The 19,303-nt window shown below is 37.5% G+C and carries 17 protein-coding genes and 2 tRNA genes; 9 read left to right on the top strand and 10 right to left on the bottom strand.

Features of this window, described 5'->3' with window-relative positions; translation table 11 throughout:
* Positions 1-362: 362 nt before the first annotated feature.
* Both adhP and ODE14_RS09590 read left to right on the top strand, forming a co-directional pair.
* Positions 363-1,400 (top strand): alcohol dehydrogenase AdhP, encoded by a 1,038-nt coding sequence (adhP, locus tag ODE14_RS09595; protein WP_263601290.1) that lies wholly within the window; start codon positions 363-365, stop codon positions 1,398-1,400.
* Between the two features lie 358 nt (positions 1,401-1,758).
* The gene (locus tag ODE14_RS09590) at positions 1,759-2,142 is read left to right on the top strand and encodes a DUF779 domain-containing protein (RefSeq protein ID WP_263601289.1); all 384 of its coding nucleotides are present in this window, start codon (positions 1,759-1,761) and stop codon (positions 2,140-2,142) included.
* Positions 2,143-2,199: 57 nt separating this feature from the next.
* On the opposite strand, the gene ODE14_RS09585 is transcribed toward ODE14_RS09590, so the two are convergent.
* Positions 2,200-3,399, bottom strand: coding sequence for a dicarboxylate/amino acid:cation symporter (locus tag ODE14_RS09585; protein WP_263601288.1), 1,200 nt, complete (start codon positions 3,397-3,399; stop codon positions 2,200-2,202).
* Between the two features lie 93 nt (positions 3,400-3,492).
* Between ODE14_RS09585 and ODE14_RS09580 the strand changes: the two genes are divergently transcribed.
* The 3 genes from ODE14_RS09580 to ODE14_RS09570 all read left to right on the top strand — a co-directional run bounded on the left by ODE14_RS09580 (position 3,493) and on the right by ODE14_RS09570 (position 5,364).
* Positions 3,493-4,410 carry a J domain-containing protein gene (locus ODE14_RS09580; RefSeq protein ID WP_263601287.1) on the top strand — a complete coding sequence of 306 codons (918 nt, stop codon included), beginning with the start codon at positions 3,493-3,495 and terminating at the stop codon, positions 4,408-4,410.
* 3 nt (positions 4,411-4,413) lie between these two features.
* Entirely contained in the window at positions 4,414-4,722 is a 309-nt protein-coding gene (locus ODE14_RS09575; protein ID WP_263601286.1) for a chaperone modulator CbpM, read from the top strand.
* Positions 4,723-4,836: 114 nt separating this feature from the next.
* Entirely contained in the window at positions 4,837-5,364 is a 528-nt protein-coding gene (locus tag ODE14_RS09570; RefSeq protein ID WP_263601285.1) for a hypothetical protein, read from the top strand.
* Positions 5,365-5,452: 88 nt separating this feature from the next.
* Here ODE14_RS09570 and ODE14_RS09565 read toward each other — a convergent pair whose 3' ends face one another.
* Positions 5,453-6,436: a PLP-dependent cysteine synthase family protein gene (locus tag ODE14_RS09565; protein ID WP_248391616.1), complete on the bottom strand. Its 984-nt coding sequence runs from the start codon at positions 6,434-6,436 to the stop codon at positions 5,453-5,455.
* 122 nt (positions 6,437-6,558) lie between these two features.
* Complete coding sequence (locus ODE14_RS09560; RefSeq protein WP_248391617.1) at positions 6,559-7,788, bottom strand: ABC transporter permease; 1,230 nt, start codon at positions 7,786-7,788, stop codon at positions 6,559-6,561.
* A gap of 4 nt (positions 7,789-7,792) precedes the next feature.
* On the opposite strand from ODE14_RS09560, the gene ODE14_RS09555 reads away from it, so the two are divergent.
* Positions 7,793-9,004 carry a DUF1343 domain-containing protein gene (locus ODE14_RS09555; RefSeq protein WP_263601284.1) on the top strand — a complete coding sequence of 404 codons (1,212 nt, stop codon included), beginning with the start codon at positions 7,793-7,795 and terminating at the stop codon, positions 9,002-9,004.
* Between the two features lie 65 nt (positions 9,005-9,069).
* Here the strand turns inward: ODE14_RS09555 and ODE14_RS09550 are convergent, their stop codons facing one another.
* From ODE14_RS09550 to ODE14_RS09520, 7 genes are all read right to left on the bottom strand, one after another.
* Positions 9,070-9,276, bottom strand: coding sequence for a hypothetical protein (locus tag ODE14_RS09550; protein WP_263601283.1), 207 nt, complete (start codon positions 9,274-9,276; stop codon positions 9,070-9,072).
* 5 nt (positions 9,277-9,281) lie between these two features.
* Positions 9,282-9,911 (bottom strand): DUF3575 domain-containing protein, encoded by a 630-nt coding sequence (locus ODE14_RS09545; RefSeq protein WP_263601282.1) that lies wholly within the window; start codon positions 9,909-9,911, stop codon positions 9,282-9,284.
* Complete coding sequence (locus ODE14_RS09540; protein ID WP_263601281.1) at positions 9,911-11,092, bottom strand: thioredoxin family protein; 1,182 nt, start codon at positions 11,090-11,092, stop codon at positions 9,911-9,913. The genes ODE14_RS09545 and ODE14_RS09540 overlap by 1 nt, the downstream gene beginning before the upstream one ends.
* Positions 11,093-11,188: 96 nt before the next feature.
* Positions 11,189-11,261 (bottom strand) — tRNA-Phe (locus ODE14_RS09535).
* A gap of 115 nt (positions 11,262-11,376) precedes the next feature.
* Positions 11,377-11,449: transfer RNA gene (locus ODE14_RS09530), tRNA-Phe, on the bottom strand.
* A 98-nt stretch (positions 11,450-11,547) separates the two neighbouring features.
* A complete protein-coding gene (locus ODE14_RS09525; RefSeq protein ID WP_263601280.1) occupies positions 11,548-13,389 on the bottom strand; it encodes a lysophospholipid acyltransferase family protein in 1,842 nt (613 codons plus the stop codon).
* Positions 13,390-13,411: 22 nt separating this feature from the next.
* Positions 13,412-14,650 (bottom strand): aspartate kinase, encoded by a 1,239-nt coding sequence (locus ODE14_RS09520; protein WP_248391624.1) that lies wholly within the window; start codon positions 14,648-14,650, stop codon positions 13,412-13,414.
* A 314-nt stretch (positions 14,651-14,964) separates the two neighbouring features.
* Between ODE14_RS09520 and fbp the strand changes: the two genes are divergently transcribed.
* From fbp to ODE14_RS09505, 3 genes are all read left to right on the top strand, one after another.
* Positions 14,965-15,981, top strand: a complete 1,017-nt coding sequence (gene fbp / locus ODE14_RS09515) for a class 1 fructose-bisphosphatase (protein ID WP_263601279.1) — start codon at positions 14,965-14,967, stop codon at positions 15,979-15,981.
* Complete coding sequence (locus ODE14_RS09510) at positions 15,981-16,985, top strand: o-succinylbenzoate synthase (RefSeq protein WP_263601278.1); 1,005 nt, start codon at positions 15,981-15,983, stop codon at positions 16,983-16,985. Before fbp ends, ODE14_RS09510 begins: the two co-directional genes overlap by 1 nt.
* A 562-nt stretch (positions 16,986-17,547) precedes the next feature.
* Entirely contained in the window at positions 17,548-19,221 is a 1,674-nt protein-coding gene (locus ODE14_RS09505) for a glutamine--tRNA ligase/YqeY domain fusion protein (protein ID WP_263601277.1), read from the top strand.
* Positions 19,222-19,303: the final 82 nt, after the last annotated feature.

Genomic DNA, 19,303 nt, shown 5'->3' with positions numbered 1-19,303 from the left:
ATACACATAGAGATTATCGAAGTCAGAAAAGTAATATTAACAATTTATACTCTTTGCGTCAAGTAAAATCAACCTTTTATGATTCTTTAGAGTCTACAGGTAATTTATTATAGAAATAAAAGTAAAGAAAATTCTTAGCGATCTTAGTTAAGTGTAACGCTTTTGCGAACTTAAAAAACATATAGTATTAAAAAAAATCTTTGCGGACTTTGTGTTAAATTAAAGATTAATCAAATAAACTTTTTATAAATAATCCGCGAAATCTGAGGGAAATAAAAAACAACATTTCATTATAATATTAGGATATCCATTTCCAAGAGAATTCCAATGATTTCAATAAAAACTAATTCAAAACTCAGAATATGATACCAAAAACAATGAAAGCAGCAGTTGTTCAAGGCTACGGACAACCATTAAAAATACAAGAAGTTCCCGTAAGAGAACCTGGAAGATATGAAGTATTGGTAAAAGTAATCGCATGTGGCGTTTGTCATACAGATCTTCATGCCGTTGATGGCGACTGGCCGGCCAAACCCAAAATGCCTCTGATTCCCGGACATGAAGGAGTGGGAATTGTAGTCGCCTGCGGTCCTGAAGCGTATGTTAAAGAAGGAGATGCAGTAGGGGTACCCTGGCTATATTCCGCATGCGGATGCTGCGACTATTGTATTACCGGCTGGGAAACTCTGTGTGAAGCGCAGAAAAATGGCGGATATAGTGTAGATGGTGGCTTTGCAGAATATGTAATTGCAGATTCAAGATATGTGGGACATTTGAAAAGTGAGGTCAACTTTTTGGAGATCGCACCGATTCTTTGCGCCGGAGTTACCGTGTATAAAGGGTTAAAAGAAACGGAAACAAAACCTGGAGAATGGGTAGCCATTTCAGGAATCGGGGGATTGGGTCACGTAGCCGTTCAGTATGCGAAAGCAATGGGAATGCATGTGGCTGCTATTGATGTGGCGGATGATAAATTGGATTTGGCAAAAAAGCTCGGGGCAGATTTGGTAGTCAACGCAAGAAACACAGATCCTGGAGAATACCTGCATAAAGAAGTCGGCGGAATGCACGGCGCGCTCATTACGGCAGTTTCCCCTATTGCCTTCAAACAGGGAATTGATGTATTACGAAGAAAAGGAACCATTGCGCTGAACGGCCTTCCGCCGGGATCCTTTGAGCTTCCGATCTTTGAAACCGTGCTCAAGAGAATTACCGTGAGAGGTTCCATCGTCGGAACACGGAAAGATCTCCAGGAGGCACTTGATTTTGCTAATGAAGGATTGGTAAAAGCAACCGTTACCGCTGCAAAACTGGAAGATATTAACGAGGTCTTTGATAAGATGAAAAAAGGACAGATCGATGGAAGGATCGTTCTTGATATCGCCGGAAGTGCAAATTAATGATGACAATGTCTGGTTCGCCGAACTTTTTTTAACTTGTATAAAAGAATTGTAAGCACGTTTTGTATTTTGATATATTTTCGTCACTTCGAGTAGATTTTGAAAAAATCGTATCGAGAAGTTTGTTACTTCTGAAGATAATCTGTTCTCGATACATTTTTCTCCACTTTGTTACGAAAAAATACTCGAACTGACGAATTCAATAACAAAATTTTGCAAAATGCACAACTGCATATTATAAGTATAAAGTAAATTTGCTTGAGACTCAGAAAAAGCCCAGCTGCTTAAAATAATTGAAGTACCCCGAATAGCAAACTATTTAATTTGAGCTATGCCAATCAATAACAAAAGAAGAATTATGAACCCTAAAATATCAAGACTCTCCGCTACAGAAAAAGCCCTGGAAGTCATCTGGGAGCTCGAAAAAAAATACGGTGATCTCATGTTCTACCAGGCAGGAGGCTGTTGCGAAGGCACACAGCCGCAATGTTTTGAAAAAGGTGGGTTTTATCCGCGAATGAACGATGCCATGATCGGGACCATCAACGGACACGAATTCTGGATCGACCGCGACCTCTTCGAGTACTGGCAGTATTCCCATTTTACATTGGACGTTACCGATGGTTTCGGACCGGGAGGGTTTTCTTTGGAAACTCCACTGGGAAAAACATTTAAAGTTATTTATACACTCTTCACACCGGAAGAACTGGAAAATCTGGAGCCAGTAAAGCGCAGTGAATAAATCTGCCTGATCATCAAAAAAAAATTTGTGTAATCTGTGTTTAGCAAAAACAAAAAATCAGACTTTCACAAATCGGCTCACAAACATCGAAGCCACCAATTGCCCGACTGCATTCAGAACAGTAGCCAGCGGATCCACCAGGGTTCCGATAATCATCACTGCCGGAATGGCTTCCTGTGGCAGTTTATAGACTGAGATCATCAGCATCTCACCGATATATCCGCCATTGGGAATTCCGCCCGCTACAATGCTCACGAAAACCGTAATGCCTAATGCCAGAAGTAAATTTATCGGATCGAAAAAATCTCTGCCGATAATCATAAAAGCAACATAGATCTTAATGATGGATGACATGGAAGATCCGTTTTTATGCAGCGTAGTTCCGATAGGGATCACAATATTTGAAATCTGACTGGGAATTCCGATTCTGGATGCAGCTTCTAAGTTAGCAGGCATAGTAGCGAAGCTGCTGCAGGTACTCAGTGCCGTGGCTGTAGGATAAATCGCATTTTTCCAAAAACTTTTAACACCATTCGTCCCGGCGGCCATAAAAGCATAAATGGAAAAAAACAACAGAAAATAAATGACACCTGCAATATAATAAAGTCCGAGTGGCTTAGCATAAAATCCGAAAAGCTGAGGTCCCAGTGTGGCCACCTGATAAGCGAAATAGGCCCCCAAACCAATGGGAGCAGCTTTCATAATTAATAGTAACAGTTCTTTCATGACTTCATATCCGGAAGCAATAAACATCCTGAATGATTGTCCTTTTTCTCCTGCTTTTCTTGCAGAAAATCCCGTCATAAATGCAAAAATAAGCAGGGCCAGCATATTCTGCCGTGAAAAAAGCTGTGTAAATTCGCCCACAGTAAAAAAACTCACAATCCTGTTGCCCCAGCTTTCTTCGGAAGCCACTTCCTCTACCAGTTCCTTACTCCCTGAAACTCCCGAAACCGGAAATAAATACACCGCGAAGATCGTAAAAACGGCCGCTGTTAAGATGAAAAAAATAAAAGTAAACGCCATGGTTATCATGATTTTTCCAAACTTCGACCCTTGCTCCAGCGATGCAATGGAATTGGAGACTGCAAAGAAAACAAGCGGAACAACACTTACGAACAGTAAATTCAGGAAAATATCTCCTAAAGGTTTTATATAACTTACCGTTTGTGGTGCCACAATTCCGATGATACTCCCGATAACGATCCCCAGAAGCAAAAGCAGGATTCCCGAGTAGTTTTTCAACACTTCTTTCATAGAGCGCTTTTTAATCAAAGATAGCTTTATTTTTAACACTTCATTATATAAATTTCGTCTCTAAAATCCTTAAATTTGAGTAAAAAGGTTTCTATGGCTTATATAGACTACTATAAAATTTTAGGCGTAGATAAAAACGCAACGCAGGAAGATATTAAAAAAGCGTATCGCAAGCTTGCAAGAAAACTTCATCCCGACCTGAATCCAGACGATAAGGAAGCAGAAAGGAAATTCAAGGAGATCAACGAAGCCAATGAAGTTCTCAGTAATCCTGAAAACCGTGCTAAATACGACAAATATGGAGAACACTGGAAACATGGTGAAGAGTATGAAAAAGCACAACAGCAACAGCAGCAACAAAGGCAAAGTCACGGAAATGATTACAGTAGCGGATTTTCCGGTGCTGATTTCGGTGAAGGAGAAGATTTTTCGGATTTTTTCCAAAGCATGTTTGGTGGAACAGGAGGTTTCGGGAGAAGTTCGAGAGGGAGCGCTTCCGGGAAATTTAAAGGACAGGATGTTCATGCAGAGCTGAATCTAAGCTTAAAGGATGCTGCAACTACGCATCAGCAGACTTTTGATATTAACGGGAAAAAGGTGAGGATTACCATTCCGGCCGGAGTTTATGACGGACAGCAGATTAAATTAAAAGGCCATGGAAATCCCGGCTATAATGGTGGTCCGAACGGTGATTTGTACATTACTTTTACGATTCCGGCTGATCCGGATTTTGAAAGGATAGGAGATGATTTAAAAACTAAAGTCGCGATCGATTTGTATACGGCTGTTTTGGGCGGCGATGTTAATGTAAATACCCTTACCGGAAGCGTTAATCTTAAGGTGAAACCTGAAACCCAGAACGGAATGACCGTAAGGCTAAAAGGAAAAGGCTTCCCTGTCTACAAAAAGGAAGGAGAATTCGGAGATCTTTTTGTGACGTACGATGTGAAACTGCCTACAAACCTTACCAATGAGCAGAAGCAACTTTTCGAACAACTAAAAAACTCTTAAGTCATGAATGAAAGAATATCACGGGAAGAACTCGTAAAAATATACAATATTGAAATCACCTTTTTTGATGAACTGGTAGATTCCGGTTTACTGAATATTCAGACAGAGAATGAAATCCACTATCTGATGTATGAAGATCTGCCGTCTTTTGAAAGGTTTACCAACTGGTATTATGATCTGGAAATCAACCTCCCCGGACTTGAAGTAATCCACGATATGCTCAGGAAAATGGAAGACCTGAAACAGAAAAACCGTGAACTGATGAGTAAGCTTTCAGCCATCAGCGACAAATATGAGGAAGGGAGTTTTTGAGTGAGAGGGTTTTAGAGTATGAGTGTTGTAGAGTTTTAGAGGAAGTGTTTGATGTTGATCTTTAAAATGAGATTGATACAATGAAAAACTTATCTTTGCTGCAGAATTAATAATATGACTGAAGAGAAAGTAATCGTTCTGAAACCGAAAAGAAAAGATTTTGAAGAAATATATTTCAGCGGGAACCAGGGAAGCCTGTTCTTTTCTCCTACAACGAGGGGAAAAATGGTTACCACCATTATAGTTGCTGTTATCCTGTTGATTTTATTCATTTTCAAAGATGATTTCAGTAAAGAAAAATCAGGGATATTGTATTTTGTAAGCTTTTTGTTCCTGCTTTGCGCTGTTTTTTTATCGGTAAGCATTAATAAAGTTTCAAGATGGAAGAAGCAGGTAGCGCACTATTTAAATAAGATCGAAAATTGTAAGGTTTATGAAATCAGAATAGAGGAGAATTTTTTCACTGTGAATATTAACGGTGATAAAGAGACCAGCGAATGGAAAGATTTTGAGTTTTTCGACAGCAATAATGAATTTATCAGCATCGAAGGGAAGTACAGCTATATGTTTCCCAGAAAATCGATGAGCGAAAAAGACTACAGCTTTTTAAAGCAAATTTTAAAGAAAAACATCAACGAATAATTATTCAGCAGATTAAAACTTAATCCGTATAAAATAAAAAAACTCAGAACAGATGTTCTGAGTTCTTTATTTTGTAGAGTGGGACTTATTAATCCAGCCAACCCATTTCTTTCATCCATTCGTCGTTATAGATTTTTCCGACGTATCTTGAACCGTGATCATGAAGAAGTACCACAATTACATCATCTTTCGTGAACTGATCCTTCATCTGTACCAGTGAAGCAATGGCACTTCCTGCAGAATATCCGCAGAAAATTCCTTCTTCTTTTGCTAATTTTCTAGCATAAATAGCTCCGTCTTTATCTGTTACCTTCTCAAAATGATCGATAACCGCCATGTCATAATTCTCAGGAAGAATGTCTTCACCGATTCCTTCGGTAATATAAGTATAGGCGTTTCCTAAATTAATTTCCCCTGTCTCATGGATTTCTTTTAAGATCGATCCGTAGGTGTCAACTCCAATTACTTTGATATTCGGGTTTTTCTCTTTGAAGAATGTGCCACAGCCGGTAATAGTGCCTCCCGTTCCTGCTCCCACTACGAAGTGGGTCAGTTTTCCTTCGGTCTGTTCCCATATTTCAGGAGCGGTGGATTCATAATGCGCAGCCCTGTTGGATAAATTATCATATTGATTCACATACCAACCGTTTTCGGTTTCCTTTGCAAGACGCTTTGATACCGAATAATAAGAACGCGGGTCTGTAGGTTTTACGTCGGTAGGGCAAACAATGACTTCAGCACCTACAGCACGGAGAATATCGCATTTTTCTTTAGATTGTTTTGAATTGGTTACAAAAATACATTTGTATCCTTTGATGATTGCGGCAAGAGCCAACCCCATTCCTGTATTTCCTGAAGTTCCTTCGATAATGGTGCCTCCCGGCTTTAGCCTTCCGTCTTTTTCTGCGTCTTCAATCATTTTCAGGGCCATTCTGTCCTTCACGGAATTTCCTGGATTGAATGTCTCAACCTTTGCCAAAACTAGTGCCGGAAAATCTTCACCCAAAACTTTATTCAGTTTTACCAATGGTGTATTTCCTATAGTTTCGAGGATGTTGTTTGCGTATTTCATAAATGTTTTTTAAGCATGGCAAAGATACGGCTTTAAATTTTATCAGGATAAACGATCCTATCGATTCCATGAATAAGTTAATTCACAACTGAGACTTTTCACCTTTTACTTTTCACTTACTTCTAATTATATTTAATCGCCTTCACCGGAGAAATCTTACTGATGAGGTAGCTGGGAATAATTAAGGCCAGCCCTGAAATAATCAGAATGCCCACCGAGATGGAGATAATCATCAATGGATTAAGATCTACCGGAACCGTGCTTACGTAATAGTTTTCAGGATTCAGTTTGATAATGCCAAAAATCTTCTGGATGAAAATCAGGCCTAAACCAATTACATTTCCATACAAAAGCCCGGGAATCATAATGATCAGTGTATAGTTGATAAAGGTTGCACGAATCTGTGAATTGCTGGCTCCGAGTGTTTTAAGAAGGCCTATGGAATTGGTTCTTTCAATAATAAGGATTAATAGAACCATGATAATATTAATAACCACTACAATCAGCATGATGATAATAATCAATGCAATATTGGTGTCAAAAATACTGATCCAGTCGGTAATCTGCGGGAATTTCTCTGTAGCTTTTTCAGCATAGTTTTTATATCCTATCAGCTTTTCGATTTCGGGAAAATCTGCATCTGCATCATTTACATTTTTAAAGAAAATATCAATTCCACCAGCTTCTTCGGGTTTCATATCCTGAATTTTACGCACATGATTAATGTCTCCGATAACAAATTGATCATCAATCATCTTAATATCCGTTCTGTAGATTCCCAGCACTTCAAATTTTCTGTAGATAGGCTGCTGATCGGTTTTTGAAAATACCGTGACAATGCTGTCTTTTACCTTGAGATGAAGATCTTTTGCTGTTTTTTCAGAGATCACTACGCCGTTGTTATACCCTTTTTCAGTAACCTGCGGGGTAGTTCCTGCGATCAGGAATTTTTTAAATCTGACGCTGTCAAAATCTTTTCCGATTCCTTTGAAAATAATCCCTGCAAAATTATGCTCATTCCGCATTATACCCGTTAACATCGCATATTTCTGAACGCTTGCGACATCAGGAATTTCTTTTATTTTTTTAATATCAAGACCCTGGTTATCGAGTACAGAAGTGTTGTATGAAGAGTTTGATCTTGTAGATCTTACTGTAATATGGCCGCTGAAATCTGCCAGTCTTTCTTTAATCGCTTTCTTAGAACCGAACCCAGTGGATACGGTAATTAGAGAAACAATGATTCCCAGCGCTACCGAAAGCCTTCCAATGAAGATAATAACCCTTGACAAGTTATTTTTGTTATCTTTGGAAAACGCTATTTTTCTAGAGAAATATAAAGGAAATTTCAAGCTTATGAATTTAGATCTCAAAATTAAAAATTTACTTCTTATTTGCCTAATTTTTTTAGGAGTATTCCATCAATATAATTCTCAATCCAAAGCTTTGGAAGGTTTTAAAACAGGTGCCGATCAGCCAGAAATATATTTGCCGTTGCTAAAGGGTAAAACAATTGGCGTGGTGACTAATCAGACCGGATTAATGAGCGACAAAACTCATGTTGTTGATTTTTTAGTAAAAAACAGGATTAACATTAAATCTATTTTTGCTCCCGAGCATGGTTTCCGAGGCGATGCCGATGCCGGTGAAAAAGTAAAAAACGGTGTAGATGTAAAAACGGGAATTCCTATTGTTTCTTTGTATGGAAATAATAAGAAACCAAAACCTGAACAATTAAAAGGAATTGATATTGTGGTTTTTGATATACAGGATGTAGGGGTGCGCTTTTATACCTATATTTCTACATTAACATATCTTATGGAAGCCGCAGCGGAAAATAATGTTGAGGTAATTGTGCTGGACCGCCCCAATCCGCATGACGGTTATACAGACGGCCCTGTTCTGAACAAAAAATGGACAAGCTTTGTCGGAATGCATGAAGTGCCTGTAGTTTATGGCCTTACCATCGGGGAATACGGTAAAATGGTGAATGGAGAAAGATGGCTTGAAAAGGGAGTTCAGGCAAAATATACTTTGGTCCAGATGAAAAATTATCATAAAAAATTACGGTATCCAATTTTGGAAAAGCCTTCGCCGAATTTGCCCAACGAGAAATCAATCAATCTTTATCCAAGTTTATGCTTTTTTGAAGGAACTCAGGTTTCCGTAGGAAGAGGTACCGATCTGCCTTTTCAGATTTACGGTTCGCCGTGGACAAAAAGTTTACCGTATCAGTTTACACCGAAACCTAATTTTGGGGCTAAAGATCCTTTCCTCAACGGAAAACTCTGCTATGGAGAAAATCTTTCAGGTTATCCTCACGACTTAACAGAGCTTAACCTCGAATGGTTGCTTAAAGCCTATAGAAATTATAAGAATCCTGAGCTGGACTTTTTCCTTAAGCCTGCACCCGGCAAAAATTTCTGGTTTGATACTTTAGTTGGGGATGATACGCTTAGAAAACAGATCGTTTCCGGAAAGTCCATCAGGGAAATTAAAGATTCCTGGAAACCCGGTTTGGAAAAGTTCGAGAAAATAAGAAAGAAGTATATGATCTATGAAAATTGATCTGTGAATGATCAATCGTATCAGTTTGAAATTCAAAGAATGAATTTACCGTTGCTCTTTGACGTTCAATCAAAATTTTGCGGCGGCGTTTTATCGTCTTTGCCCTTATTCATGATTACTAAACCGATGGAAAGACCAATTACTCCCGCAGCACCGATCATTAAAGCTCTTTCCAGTTTATCAGCCTGGTCATTGCCCAGATAATTCATCATAAAAAGAATGATAAAAGTACCGGCACAAAGAATCAGATGATTTTTTCCGAATAATTTCATAATGATTATTTTAATTGATAAGAAATCATGACGCCTCCTCTGTAAGGAAGAATTTCACCACTTCTGTTGAATTTGTTGTCTTTTCTGTCATAGCGCTCTCCGGTAGTTCTGTCGTAACCTTTGTAAAAATCCTGTGATGATCCAATAGCTGCATACACGTCGATATTCCATCTGTCGGAAACTTTAAACTGATACCCTCCCGTTATACCAAATATAAGCGAATATCCTTTCTGGTAAAGATTTGAGGTAACGAAAACTTCTCCAAAATCATTATAATAAGGTCCGTCAGACCAATAATTCCACTTTTGCAAAACAAATGAAGAGGCAGCAATGTTGGCTCCCAGATAAAAATGTCTGAACGCTTCATTAAAGTAATATCTTCCTTCAGCTGAGACTGAATAATACTGTAGTTCATGTCCTGCAAAAGATTTCCAGGGAGAAATCAAAACATCACCCTGTACGGTAATTTTTTTGCTGAGCTGATGTTCAAGAGCAAGATTAACAATCCCTAAAGGAATAAAGGCTGCATTACCTTTTATATGGACCTTTTTTTCATTGATGTTTTCCTGTTCCTGGGCATTTAAATTTCCTAAAATAAAAAGGGTAAGAAAGCCTGCTAATAATCTGATCTTCATTATTTCTTATTAATTTGTTTTAATAACTCCTCTGCCAGTGTAGAATCTTTCTGTGCCTGAGATGCCATATTTTTTGACATTTCTGCGTAGGTCTTTGCCTGTTCCTTATTTCCGGTAAGAAAATAAAGTTTTGCGAGAATGTAAGTGTTTTCAGAAGTTTCACTACGCATAACAGATTTTTCGGCCCATTCAGCAGCTTTTTTCAGCGATGTAACATTAGTTATATGTTCAGAAAATATCCATGCTGCTTTTAATAATTCATTAGGTTCAAAAGCTTCCGAATTTTTATAGTAGACAAGGGCAGCCTTTTCATATTCCGGGAAATTGGCGTTTTGCTCGTAATAGCTTAATTTGGTCTGATTGAGTTTTACTTCAGCATCATGTTTTCCTACAAGAGGTTCTGCTGCTTTCATGAAGTAATCATCGTTAATTCTTTTATTCTGATTGTCGATTGATTGTTCAACAATTTTCCCCAGCTTAATCTGATTGTCGAATTCATGATATGTTTCTTCAAGTAAAAATTTAATGATGTCAGCTTTCCTTTCAGTAAAGACTTTATAATTTTTGTCTTCAGAAGATTTAAGGAAGTACAGTAAAAGACCCACATCATCTTTTGTGAATTCTGATGTTTTTGCTTTGTTTTCAAAATATCTTTCCGAAGCTCTTTTGGCAAAACCAAAATCTGAAGAAGAATTGAGTTTCATAATATTGATCAGGAATTCAGGATTTTTTTCACCCTTTTCAAAGCGTTCTTTCAGGGAACCTTTTTTGTTGTTGGGAGAATTAACGTCCTGTGCCATTGAGATGAACATACTTTCTTCCATATAACCGTAATTCTGGGAAACGAGCTCGCCATCGCCATTCAGAAATAGATAAGTAGGATAGGAGCGTACACCGTATTTTGCAGCAATTTCTCTTCCTTCGCCCTTTTCCATATCGAATCTGGCGTTGATAAAGTTGGCATTGTAATAATCTCCCACCGATTTTTTCGTGAAAATATTCTTTTCCATCATTTTGCAAGGGCCGCACCATGAGGTAAACGCATCAATAAATACGATTTTATTTTCTTTTTTTGCCTTTGAAACAAGATCTTTAAATGGAAGTTCCTGAAAATGAATAGCTTCCTGGGCAAAAGCTGTAATCACAAAAAATAAAAACAAAACGGAAACAATCTTCTTCATTTTTTCAATAAAAATTAGAAAAGCGAATATACTTATTTTCAGCGTAAGAATAGTTGAAAAACAAAAAAGTCATCTCAATCGAGATGACTTTTTTTGTGGTTTCTCCAGGAATCGAACCAGGGACACATGGATTTTCAATCCATTGCTCTACCAACTGAGCTAAGAAACCATTTAATTTTTACTTCTTTTTTGAAGTGGTGCAAAAGTAATAATAAAAATCACATCCTGCAACTTATCTTAAAAACTTAGAAAAGAAAACCACCTTTTTTTGAAGGTGGTTTTTGTGGTTTCTCCAGGAATCGAACCAGGGACACATGGATTTTCAATCCATTGCTCTACCAACTGAGCTAAGAAACCATTCTTTTTACTTCGTTGTTTTAAAGTGATGCAAAAGTACTAAGTTTTCGTATATGAAGCAAGTATTAATAATACTTTTTTTAACAAAAATTAAAAACCTATTGATTTTCAACAGAATTATTTTCCTGTTCCTTCCTTATTTGCTCACTCATCTCTTCTAATACTGGCTTGATCGTATTTTCAGGCAGATCACTTATTCTAATATACATTAATCCGTCAATGGCATCATTGAAGTTTGGATCTACGTTGAAGGCAATTACTTTTGCATTTTGTTTGATGTATTTTTTAATCAAAACAGGCAGTCTCAATTCAGGCTCAAGGTCATCAATAATTTTATCCAGCTTATTCAGGTCAGATTCCATTTCTTCGAAAAAAAGATGTTTATCCCTGTCGCGGAGCTTTACTTTGTATTCATTTCTGGGGGTAATATATTGTGCTACCGCAGAATCATAATAATTGGAACGCATAAACTCAATCATCAGAGATTTCGAAAACTCGGAAAATTTATTGGAAATACTTACGCCACCCATCAGGAATTTATGATCCGGATTTCTCAGGCATACATGCACAATACCTCTCCAAAGCAGAAAAAGCGGTAATGGTTTCTGCTGATAATCCTGACAGATATAAGCGCGTCCCATTTCAATAACTTTTTTAAAGAAAGGATGGATGTCCTGTTCAAATTCAAACAGTGAGCTGGTATAAAACCCTTTGATTCCGGATTTCTTCATCACCTCTCTTCCCAAAGCCATTCTATATGCTCCTACCAGTCTTTCTTCGGCACTGTCCCATAAAAAAAGATGATGATAATGTTTATCATATTCATCCAGATCGAATGGCAGGTTGTTGCCTTCTCCCACGGCACGGAAGGTAAGCTCTCTCTGCCTTCCGATTTCCCTCATAATAGAAGGGATTTCTTCATATTTGGTAAAATAGACTTCATAATTCCCGTTGCTGAAAAACATTTTGTCAGTTCCTTTCAGCTTTTGGATGTCTTTAAGAATATCTTCTTTTGGCGTCTCGTCAATAATATTCTGAACAATATTTTCTTCTTTCAGCAAAGGGAATTTCACCGAGAGATTTTTAAGATTGATGCTTTGTGCCAGTGATTTTCGTTTCTCATAGTAAGATTTCATCATGTAAACCTTACGTTTCAGGAAATCGCCGAGTTCTTCAATGCTCTCCATATCGTCCATTGCTTTTACGGCAATAGGTCTTCCGATACGAATCCTGATCGGTTTTTCCCGGTCGTTCATCATTTCTGCCGGAAGCATAAGGGTCTGTAAACTCGGATGTATTTTTGCCATCTGATAAAATAATCTGCTGTTCTTGGCATGGAAATACATAGGAACAATCGGCACTTTGGCCATTTTGATGAGCTTAAGCGCCGGTTTTTCCCATTCTTTATCTAAAATTTCTCCGTACGGATTATTCTTATTGGAGACTTCTCCTGCCGGAAAAATACCTACACAGCCTCCGTTTTGGAGATGCTTCAATGTTTCACGCATTCCTGAAGAGCTGCTGTATGCACCTTTCCTGTTTTCAAAAGGATTCACCGAAATTACATACGGTTCCATGGGTTTTATTTTTTCCAGCAGGAAATTTCCCATAACCTTAAAATCAGGACGGACTTCCGAAAGAATCTTGCACATCAGAATACCATCTATGGCACCAAGCGGATGATTGGAAACGAGAATAAACGGCCCTGTTTTCGGTATTTTTGCCAGATCCTCTTCAAAAGCGATATAGCTTAGGTTTCGCTCTCTCACAAATGAGTCGAAAAAGTCTTTGCCTTCCTTGTCTTTTAATTTATCGTATAATTTATTTACTTCATTTATTTTGGCAACGCTCATCACAGCAGATGCCACAGGATTCTTTAAAAATCCTATTTTATGTAAGCCGGAAGCATTTATCAAATCGTTTTTCGATATTAAACTCATGTGTGTTTAGTCGCAATTAGTTTTATTGTGTTACCATTTGAAGTGTATTCTTCGAAATTTGCTCCAATAATACACTTTTTTCCTGGTAAAATTGATCAATATGATCCATCTTCGCATTCCTTACCGTAAATAAAGATACGTTTTTTATCACTTCCGTGCGGAATACTTTCTGAAGTTCTTCATTCAGTTCATCAATAGTGTGGAATTTATCTTCCAGACATAAAGCCAGTGAAATGGCAGAATTCTGCATCAGGGAAACTTTGATCTTATATTTCGATAAATATCCGAAAATTAAGCTCATATGATCTTCCGCAATGAATGAAAAGTCCCTTGTTGAGATTTTTAAAAGAGTCTGGTTTTCTTTTAAAATGTAAGTTTCTTCACTCTGATTTTTCTCTGAAGCACCTACTTTGGTTCCTGCTTTGGAAGGATCAATAAAAGATTTTACATAAAAAGGAATATTCTTTTGCTGAAGCGGCTGAAGCGTTTTCGGGTGAATGACACTTGCTCCGTAATAAGCCATTTCAATAGCTTCTTCATAAGAAATATTGGAAAGCAATGTCACATCTTTGAATTTTCTCGGATCTCCGGTCATTACTCCCGGGACATCTTTCCAGATGGTCATGGCTTCAGCATTTAAGCAATAAGCGAAAATAGCTGCAGAGTAGTCTGAACCTTCTCTTCCCAGTGTTACGGTAAAATTATTATCGTCGGAACCGATAAAACCTTGTGTAACATAACAGATTTCCTTATTAAGGTTTGAAATAAATTCTTCGGTTTTAGCCCAGTCTACCACACCTTCACGGTAGGAATTGTCGGTTTTTACATAATCTCTCGCATCCAACCACTGGTTGGTAAACTGGATTTCGTTCAGGTATTCACTCACGATTTTCGTAGAAATCATTTCCCCACAGCTTACTACCTGATCATACACGAAATTGTAGTTAGGAGATTTGTTTCTTCTTAAAAAAGAATCAATATCATCAAAAAACAAGTTGATTTCCGCAAAAACTGCATGGTTTTCAGGAAAAAGCCCTTCTGCAATTTCAATGTGTTTTCGTTTTATCTTTTCAATCTCCGTTTGATAGTTATCTTTCCTGAAATAAAGCTCCACTACTTTTTCCAGTTCATTCGTTGTTTTTCCCATTGCTGAAATTACCAGCAGACACTTTGCAAATCCCTGACTTTTTAGTACCAGAGATACGTTCTTTACACTTTCGGCATCTTTTACCGATGCGCCACCAAACTTGAAAATTTTCATTAAATTGTTAATAATAAAATTGTTAGATAAAATTTGTGGGAATATTTTACGGGTGACAAAATTATAAATTTACAACGAGATATGAAATAGCGTTGAATCACAGTGACCTTAAGATTTCATTAAAATCATTAATCCAGAGAAATTATCATAAGATCATTGAGCGATTTGGGAACAGTTTTTTATGATAAGGGTTCTTTTGAAAACTGAAAAAGCTTTGTATTGCGTTGATAAACAAAGCGTAAGCTCTTTTATTAATAATTCTTTTAAAATGCGATAAATTTTACGAAATTTGAGGAAAACGTAAAAAGGAAAATATGTCAGAAAGACCATTACAGACTTTAGGAGAATTTCTTATTGACAGACAGGATGATTTTCAATATTCCACCGGTGAGTTTTCCCGGCTTCTGAGTGCGATAAGACTTGCTTCGAAAGTAGTAAACAGAGAAGTAAATAAAGCAGGAATTGTAGACATTGCAGGCGCTGCCGGAAACCAGAATATTCAAGGTGAAGAACAGCAGAAACTTGATGTTATTGCCAATGAAATTTTTATTACCGCTCTGTCTCAAAGAGAAGTGGTCTGCGGAATTGCCTCTGAGGAGAATGACGATTTTATCGATATAAAATGCGGAGAAAACGGCCATTTAAGCAAGTATGTCGTATTGATTGATCCTTTGGATGGCTCTTCAAATATTGATGTAAATGTTTCCGTGGGAACTATTTTTTCTATTTACAGAAGGGTTACAGAACCCGGAACTCCGGTTCAGCTTCAGGATTTTTTACAAAAAGGAGTCAATCAGATTGCTGCCGGATACGTGATTTACGGATCATCTACCATGATTGTATACACTACAGGAAACGGAGTAAACGGATTTACGCTTGATCCTTCGTTAGGTACTTATTATCTTTCTCACCCAAATATGACGTTTCCAAGAACAGGAAAAATTTATTCCATCAATGAAGGAAATTATATCAAATTTCCGCAAGGAGTAAAAAATTACCTTAAATATTGCCAGATGGAAGAAGGGGACAGGCCTTATACTTCCAGGTATATCGGTTCTCTTGTTGCTGATTTCCATAGAAATATGCTGAAAGGCGGTATTTATATTTATCCTTCATATTCACAGGCACCCAACGGGAAATTAAGATTGCTGTATGAATGTAATCCTATGGCATTTCTTGCAGAACAGGCGGGAGGAAAAGCAACGGACGGATTCAGAAGAATTCTTGAAATTGAACCTACAGAACTGCATCAGAGAATTCCTTTCTTCTGCGGAAGCGTTGATATGGTGGAGAAAGCGGAAGAGTTTATGAGAATTGACAGCGTAAAATAATGACAGCAGAATATTTCAGATATTTATTAGAATTCAAGCGCCCGAGTGGAACATCTCGCGGCGTTTTGTATGAAAAGGAAACTTTTATTCTTCATATTGACTCAAATGGAAAAAGAGGAACAGGAGAGTGTGCTGTTTTCAGAGGGCTCAGCTTTGACGACAGGCCGGATTATGAAGAGAAGCTTCAGTGGCTTTGTGAAAATATTCAGCAGGAGTATGAATATTTAAAAAAAGAACTGAAAGATTTTCCTTCGATATGGTTCGGTTATGAACAGGCTATTTTAAACCTGAAATATGGAGGTAATATTTATTTTCCTGGTGAATTTACTGAAGGAGATAAACCTATTGTGATCAACGGGTTGATCTGGATGGGAGATATTGGATATATGGAAGAGCAGATTCAGGATAAACTGGATCAGGGATTTCATTGTATCAAGTTAAAAATCGGCGTCGATTGGAAATCCGAATATGAAATTCTTAAAAAACTGAGACAGAAGTTTTCAAAAGAGATGCTTGAGCTCCGTGTTGACGCAAACGGAGGCTTTTCAAAAGATGAAGCCAAAATTGTTTTGCAACAATTGGCAGAACTGCAGATTCATTCTATCGAACAGCCTGTAAAAGCTGGCAATTGGGATGATATGGCTGAATTGTGTGCTGGAACTCCTACACCTATTGCTTTAGATGAAGAGTTGATAGGAATTGTTGATTTGGATAAAAAGATCAATCTCTTGGATAGCGTAAAGCCACAGTATATTATTTTAAAACCTTCATTAATTGGCGGGTTTTCAGGTTCGGACGAGTGGATTTCTTTAGCTCAAGAGCGTAATATTGATTGGTGGATTACCTCTGCGCTGGAAAGCAATATCGGGCTGAATGCCATTGCACAGTATACCTTTACCAAGAAAAATCCGATGCCGCAGGGTCTGGGTACCGGATCTTTATTTATTAATAATTTCGAATCCAATCTTGATCTGAGAGGAGAATTATTATATTTTAAAATTTAATCGGAAAGATTGGAGTTTTTCAGATGACTTTTGAATTATCCATTTAAAAATTAGATGAATAAAAAAATTTCATACTGTTAGATTCATTCCTGCTAGATAACATCTTCTACGAAAATTGCCTTTTTGATGTATTCTAAAAATGAAGAAAACGTTCTTTTAACCTTTTTCATAACAATATTATTTAGTTTGTGTGCGCTTATTTGTTTGCAATCTTTGTGCCATAATAGGGTGCCTCTTGCCATCTCTGATATGATAGATTTCATGGGTTGATTTTAAATGGCTGTTTAGCAGGAGATTTGCGTTTTTCCTGCTTTCTTTTTAACTCAAAATTAAATTAAAATTAATCTTGGGACTGAGGACTTATTATTAAAATGGAAATCTTTTGAAATATAGAATGGGGATGGACATAATGTATAATTTTAGCTATGGTTTTAGTTATTGCGAAGATAAGTTAAAATATTGGATAAGTGTCCTTAAAACCGGTAAATTATAATTCCGTAAAACTTTAAAATTTCCTAAATTTGCAAATTGTCGTAGATGCGGCATCTTTAAAGCGAATTTAATGGAAGAAGAAAAAAAATCACTCAATTTTATTGAGCAAATTATCGAAGATGATTTGGCAAACGGCCTGAAAAAAGATCAGATCCGTTTCCGTTTTCCGCCTGAACCCAACGGTTATCTGCATGTAGGTCATACAAAAGCGATCTGCATCAACTTTGGGCTGGGTGAAAAATACAATGCTCCCGTGAACCTTCGTTTCGACGATACAAATCCTGAAAAAGAAGAACAGGAATTCGTAGATTCTATCATGAAAGACGTTGAATGGCTGGGCTTCAAATGGGATAAAGTGTTGTACGCCTCCGATTACTTCCAGCAGCTTTATGATTGGGCGGTGCAGTTAATCAAAGAAGGTAAGGCTTATGTAGATGAGCAGCCGTCTGAAGTGATTACAGAGCAGCGAAAAAATCCTACCGAGCCAGGTGTTGAATCTCCATACAGAAGCCGTCCGGTAGAAGAATCCTTAGATTTATTCGAAAGAATGAAAAACGGAGAGTTTGAAGAAGGTTCAATGTCGCTCCGTGCAAAAATTGACATGACATCTCCGAATATGAACATGCGTGACCCTGTGATGTACAGGATCTTAAGAAGACCTCACCACAGAACGGGAACTGCATGGAAGATTTACCCGATGTATGATTGGGCACATGGAGAATCTGATTATATTGAACAAATTTCGCATTCTTTATGTTCTTTGGAATTTGAAAACCACAGACCGCTGTATGATTGGTATCTTGATCAGGTATACGATGAAACGAAAGTAAGAAATAAGCAGAGAGAATTCGCACGAATGAATGTCTCTTATATGATTACTTCCAAAAGAAAACTACAAAGACTGATTGCTGAAAAAGTGGTGAACGGATGGGATGATCCGAGAATGCCTACCATTTCAGGAATGAGAAGAAAAGGATATACGGCAACAGCGATCAGGAATTTTATTGAAAAAGTAGGGGTTGCCAAAAGGGAAAACCTTATTGAGCTTCAGTTGTTGGAATTCTGCGTTCGTGAAGACTTAAATAAAGTTGCAAAACGTGTTATGACCGTTGTTGATCCAGTAAAATTAGTTATTGAAAACTATCCGGAAGGAAAAGAAGAATGGCTGGATACAGAAAACAATCCGGAACAGGAAGATGCCGGAACAAGGGAAATACCTTTCTCAAGAGAATTGTATATCGAGCGTGAAGATTTCAAGGAAGAAGCCAATAATAAGTTCTTCAGATTGAAACTGGGTGGAGAAGTCCGCTTAAAATCTGCTTACATCATTAAAGGGGAAAGAGTGGAAAAAGATGAGAACGGAAATATTACAACCATCTACGCAACTTACGACGAAAAGTCCAAGTCAGGCAGCGGAACGGAAGAAAGTTTAAGAAAAGTAAAAGGAACCATTCACTGGGTTTCTGCAAAACACGCGATTCCTGTGGAAGTCAGAAATTACGATAAACTCTTTACGGTGGAGCAGCCTGATGCAGAAAAGGATGTGGATTTCCTTAATTTCATCAATCCCGAATCCGTAACCGTTGTGAAAGGATTTGCAGAACCAAGCCTTAGAGATGTTGAAGTGGGAGAACCGCTTCAGTTCCAGAGAATTGGCTATTTTACAAAAGATCAGGATTCTACTGAAGACAATTTAGTCTTCAACAGAACTGTAACTCTAAAAGACTCTTATAAGCCGGAGTAAAATTTATTTATATCAATATAAATGAACAGGGCTTATTTTTAGGCCCTGTTTTTTTGTTTAATAATTGATAATAAAAGTAGTA

Origin of the sequence: Chryseobacterium sp. PET-29, from assembly GCF_025736815.1 — a bacterium.
GTDB lineage: Bacteria > Bacteroidota > Bacteroidia > Flavobacteriales > Weeksellaceae > Chryseobacterium > Chryseobacterium nepalense.
Note: the sequence above shows the minus strand (reverse complement) of the source record. Positions and strands in the feature narration are given on the sequence as shown.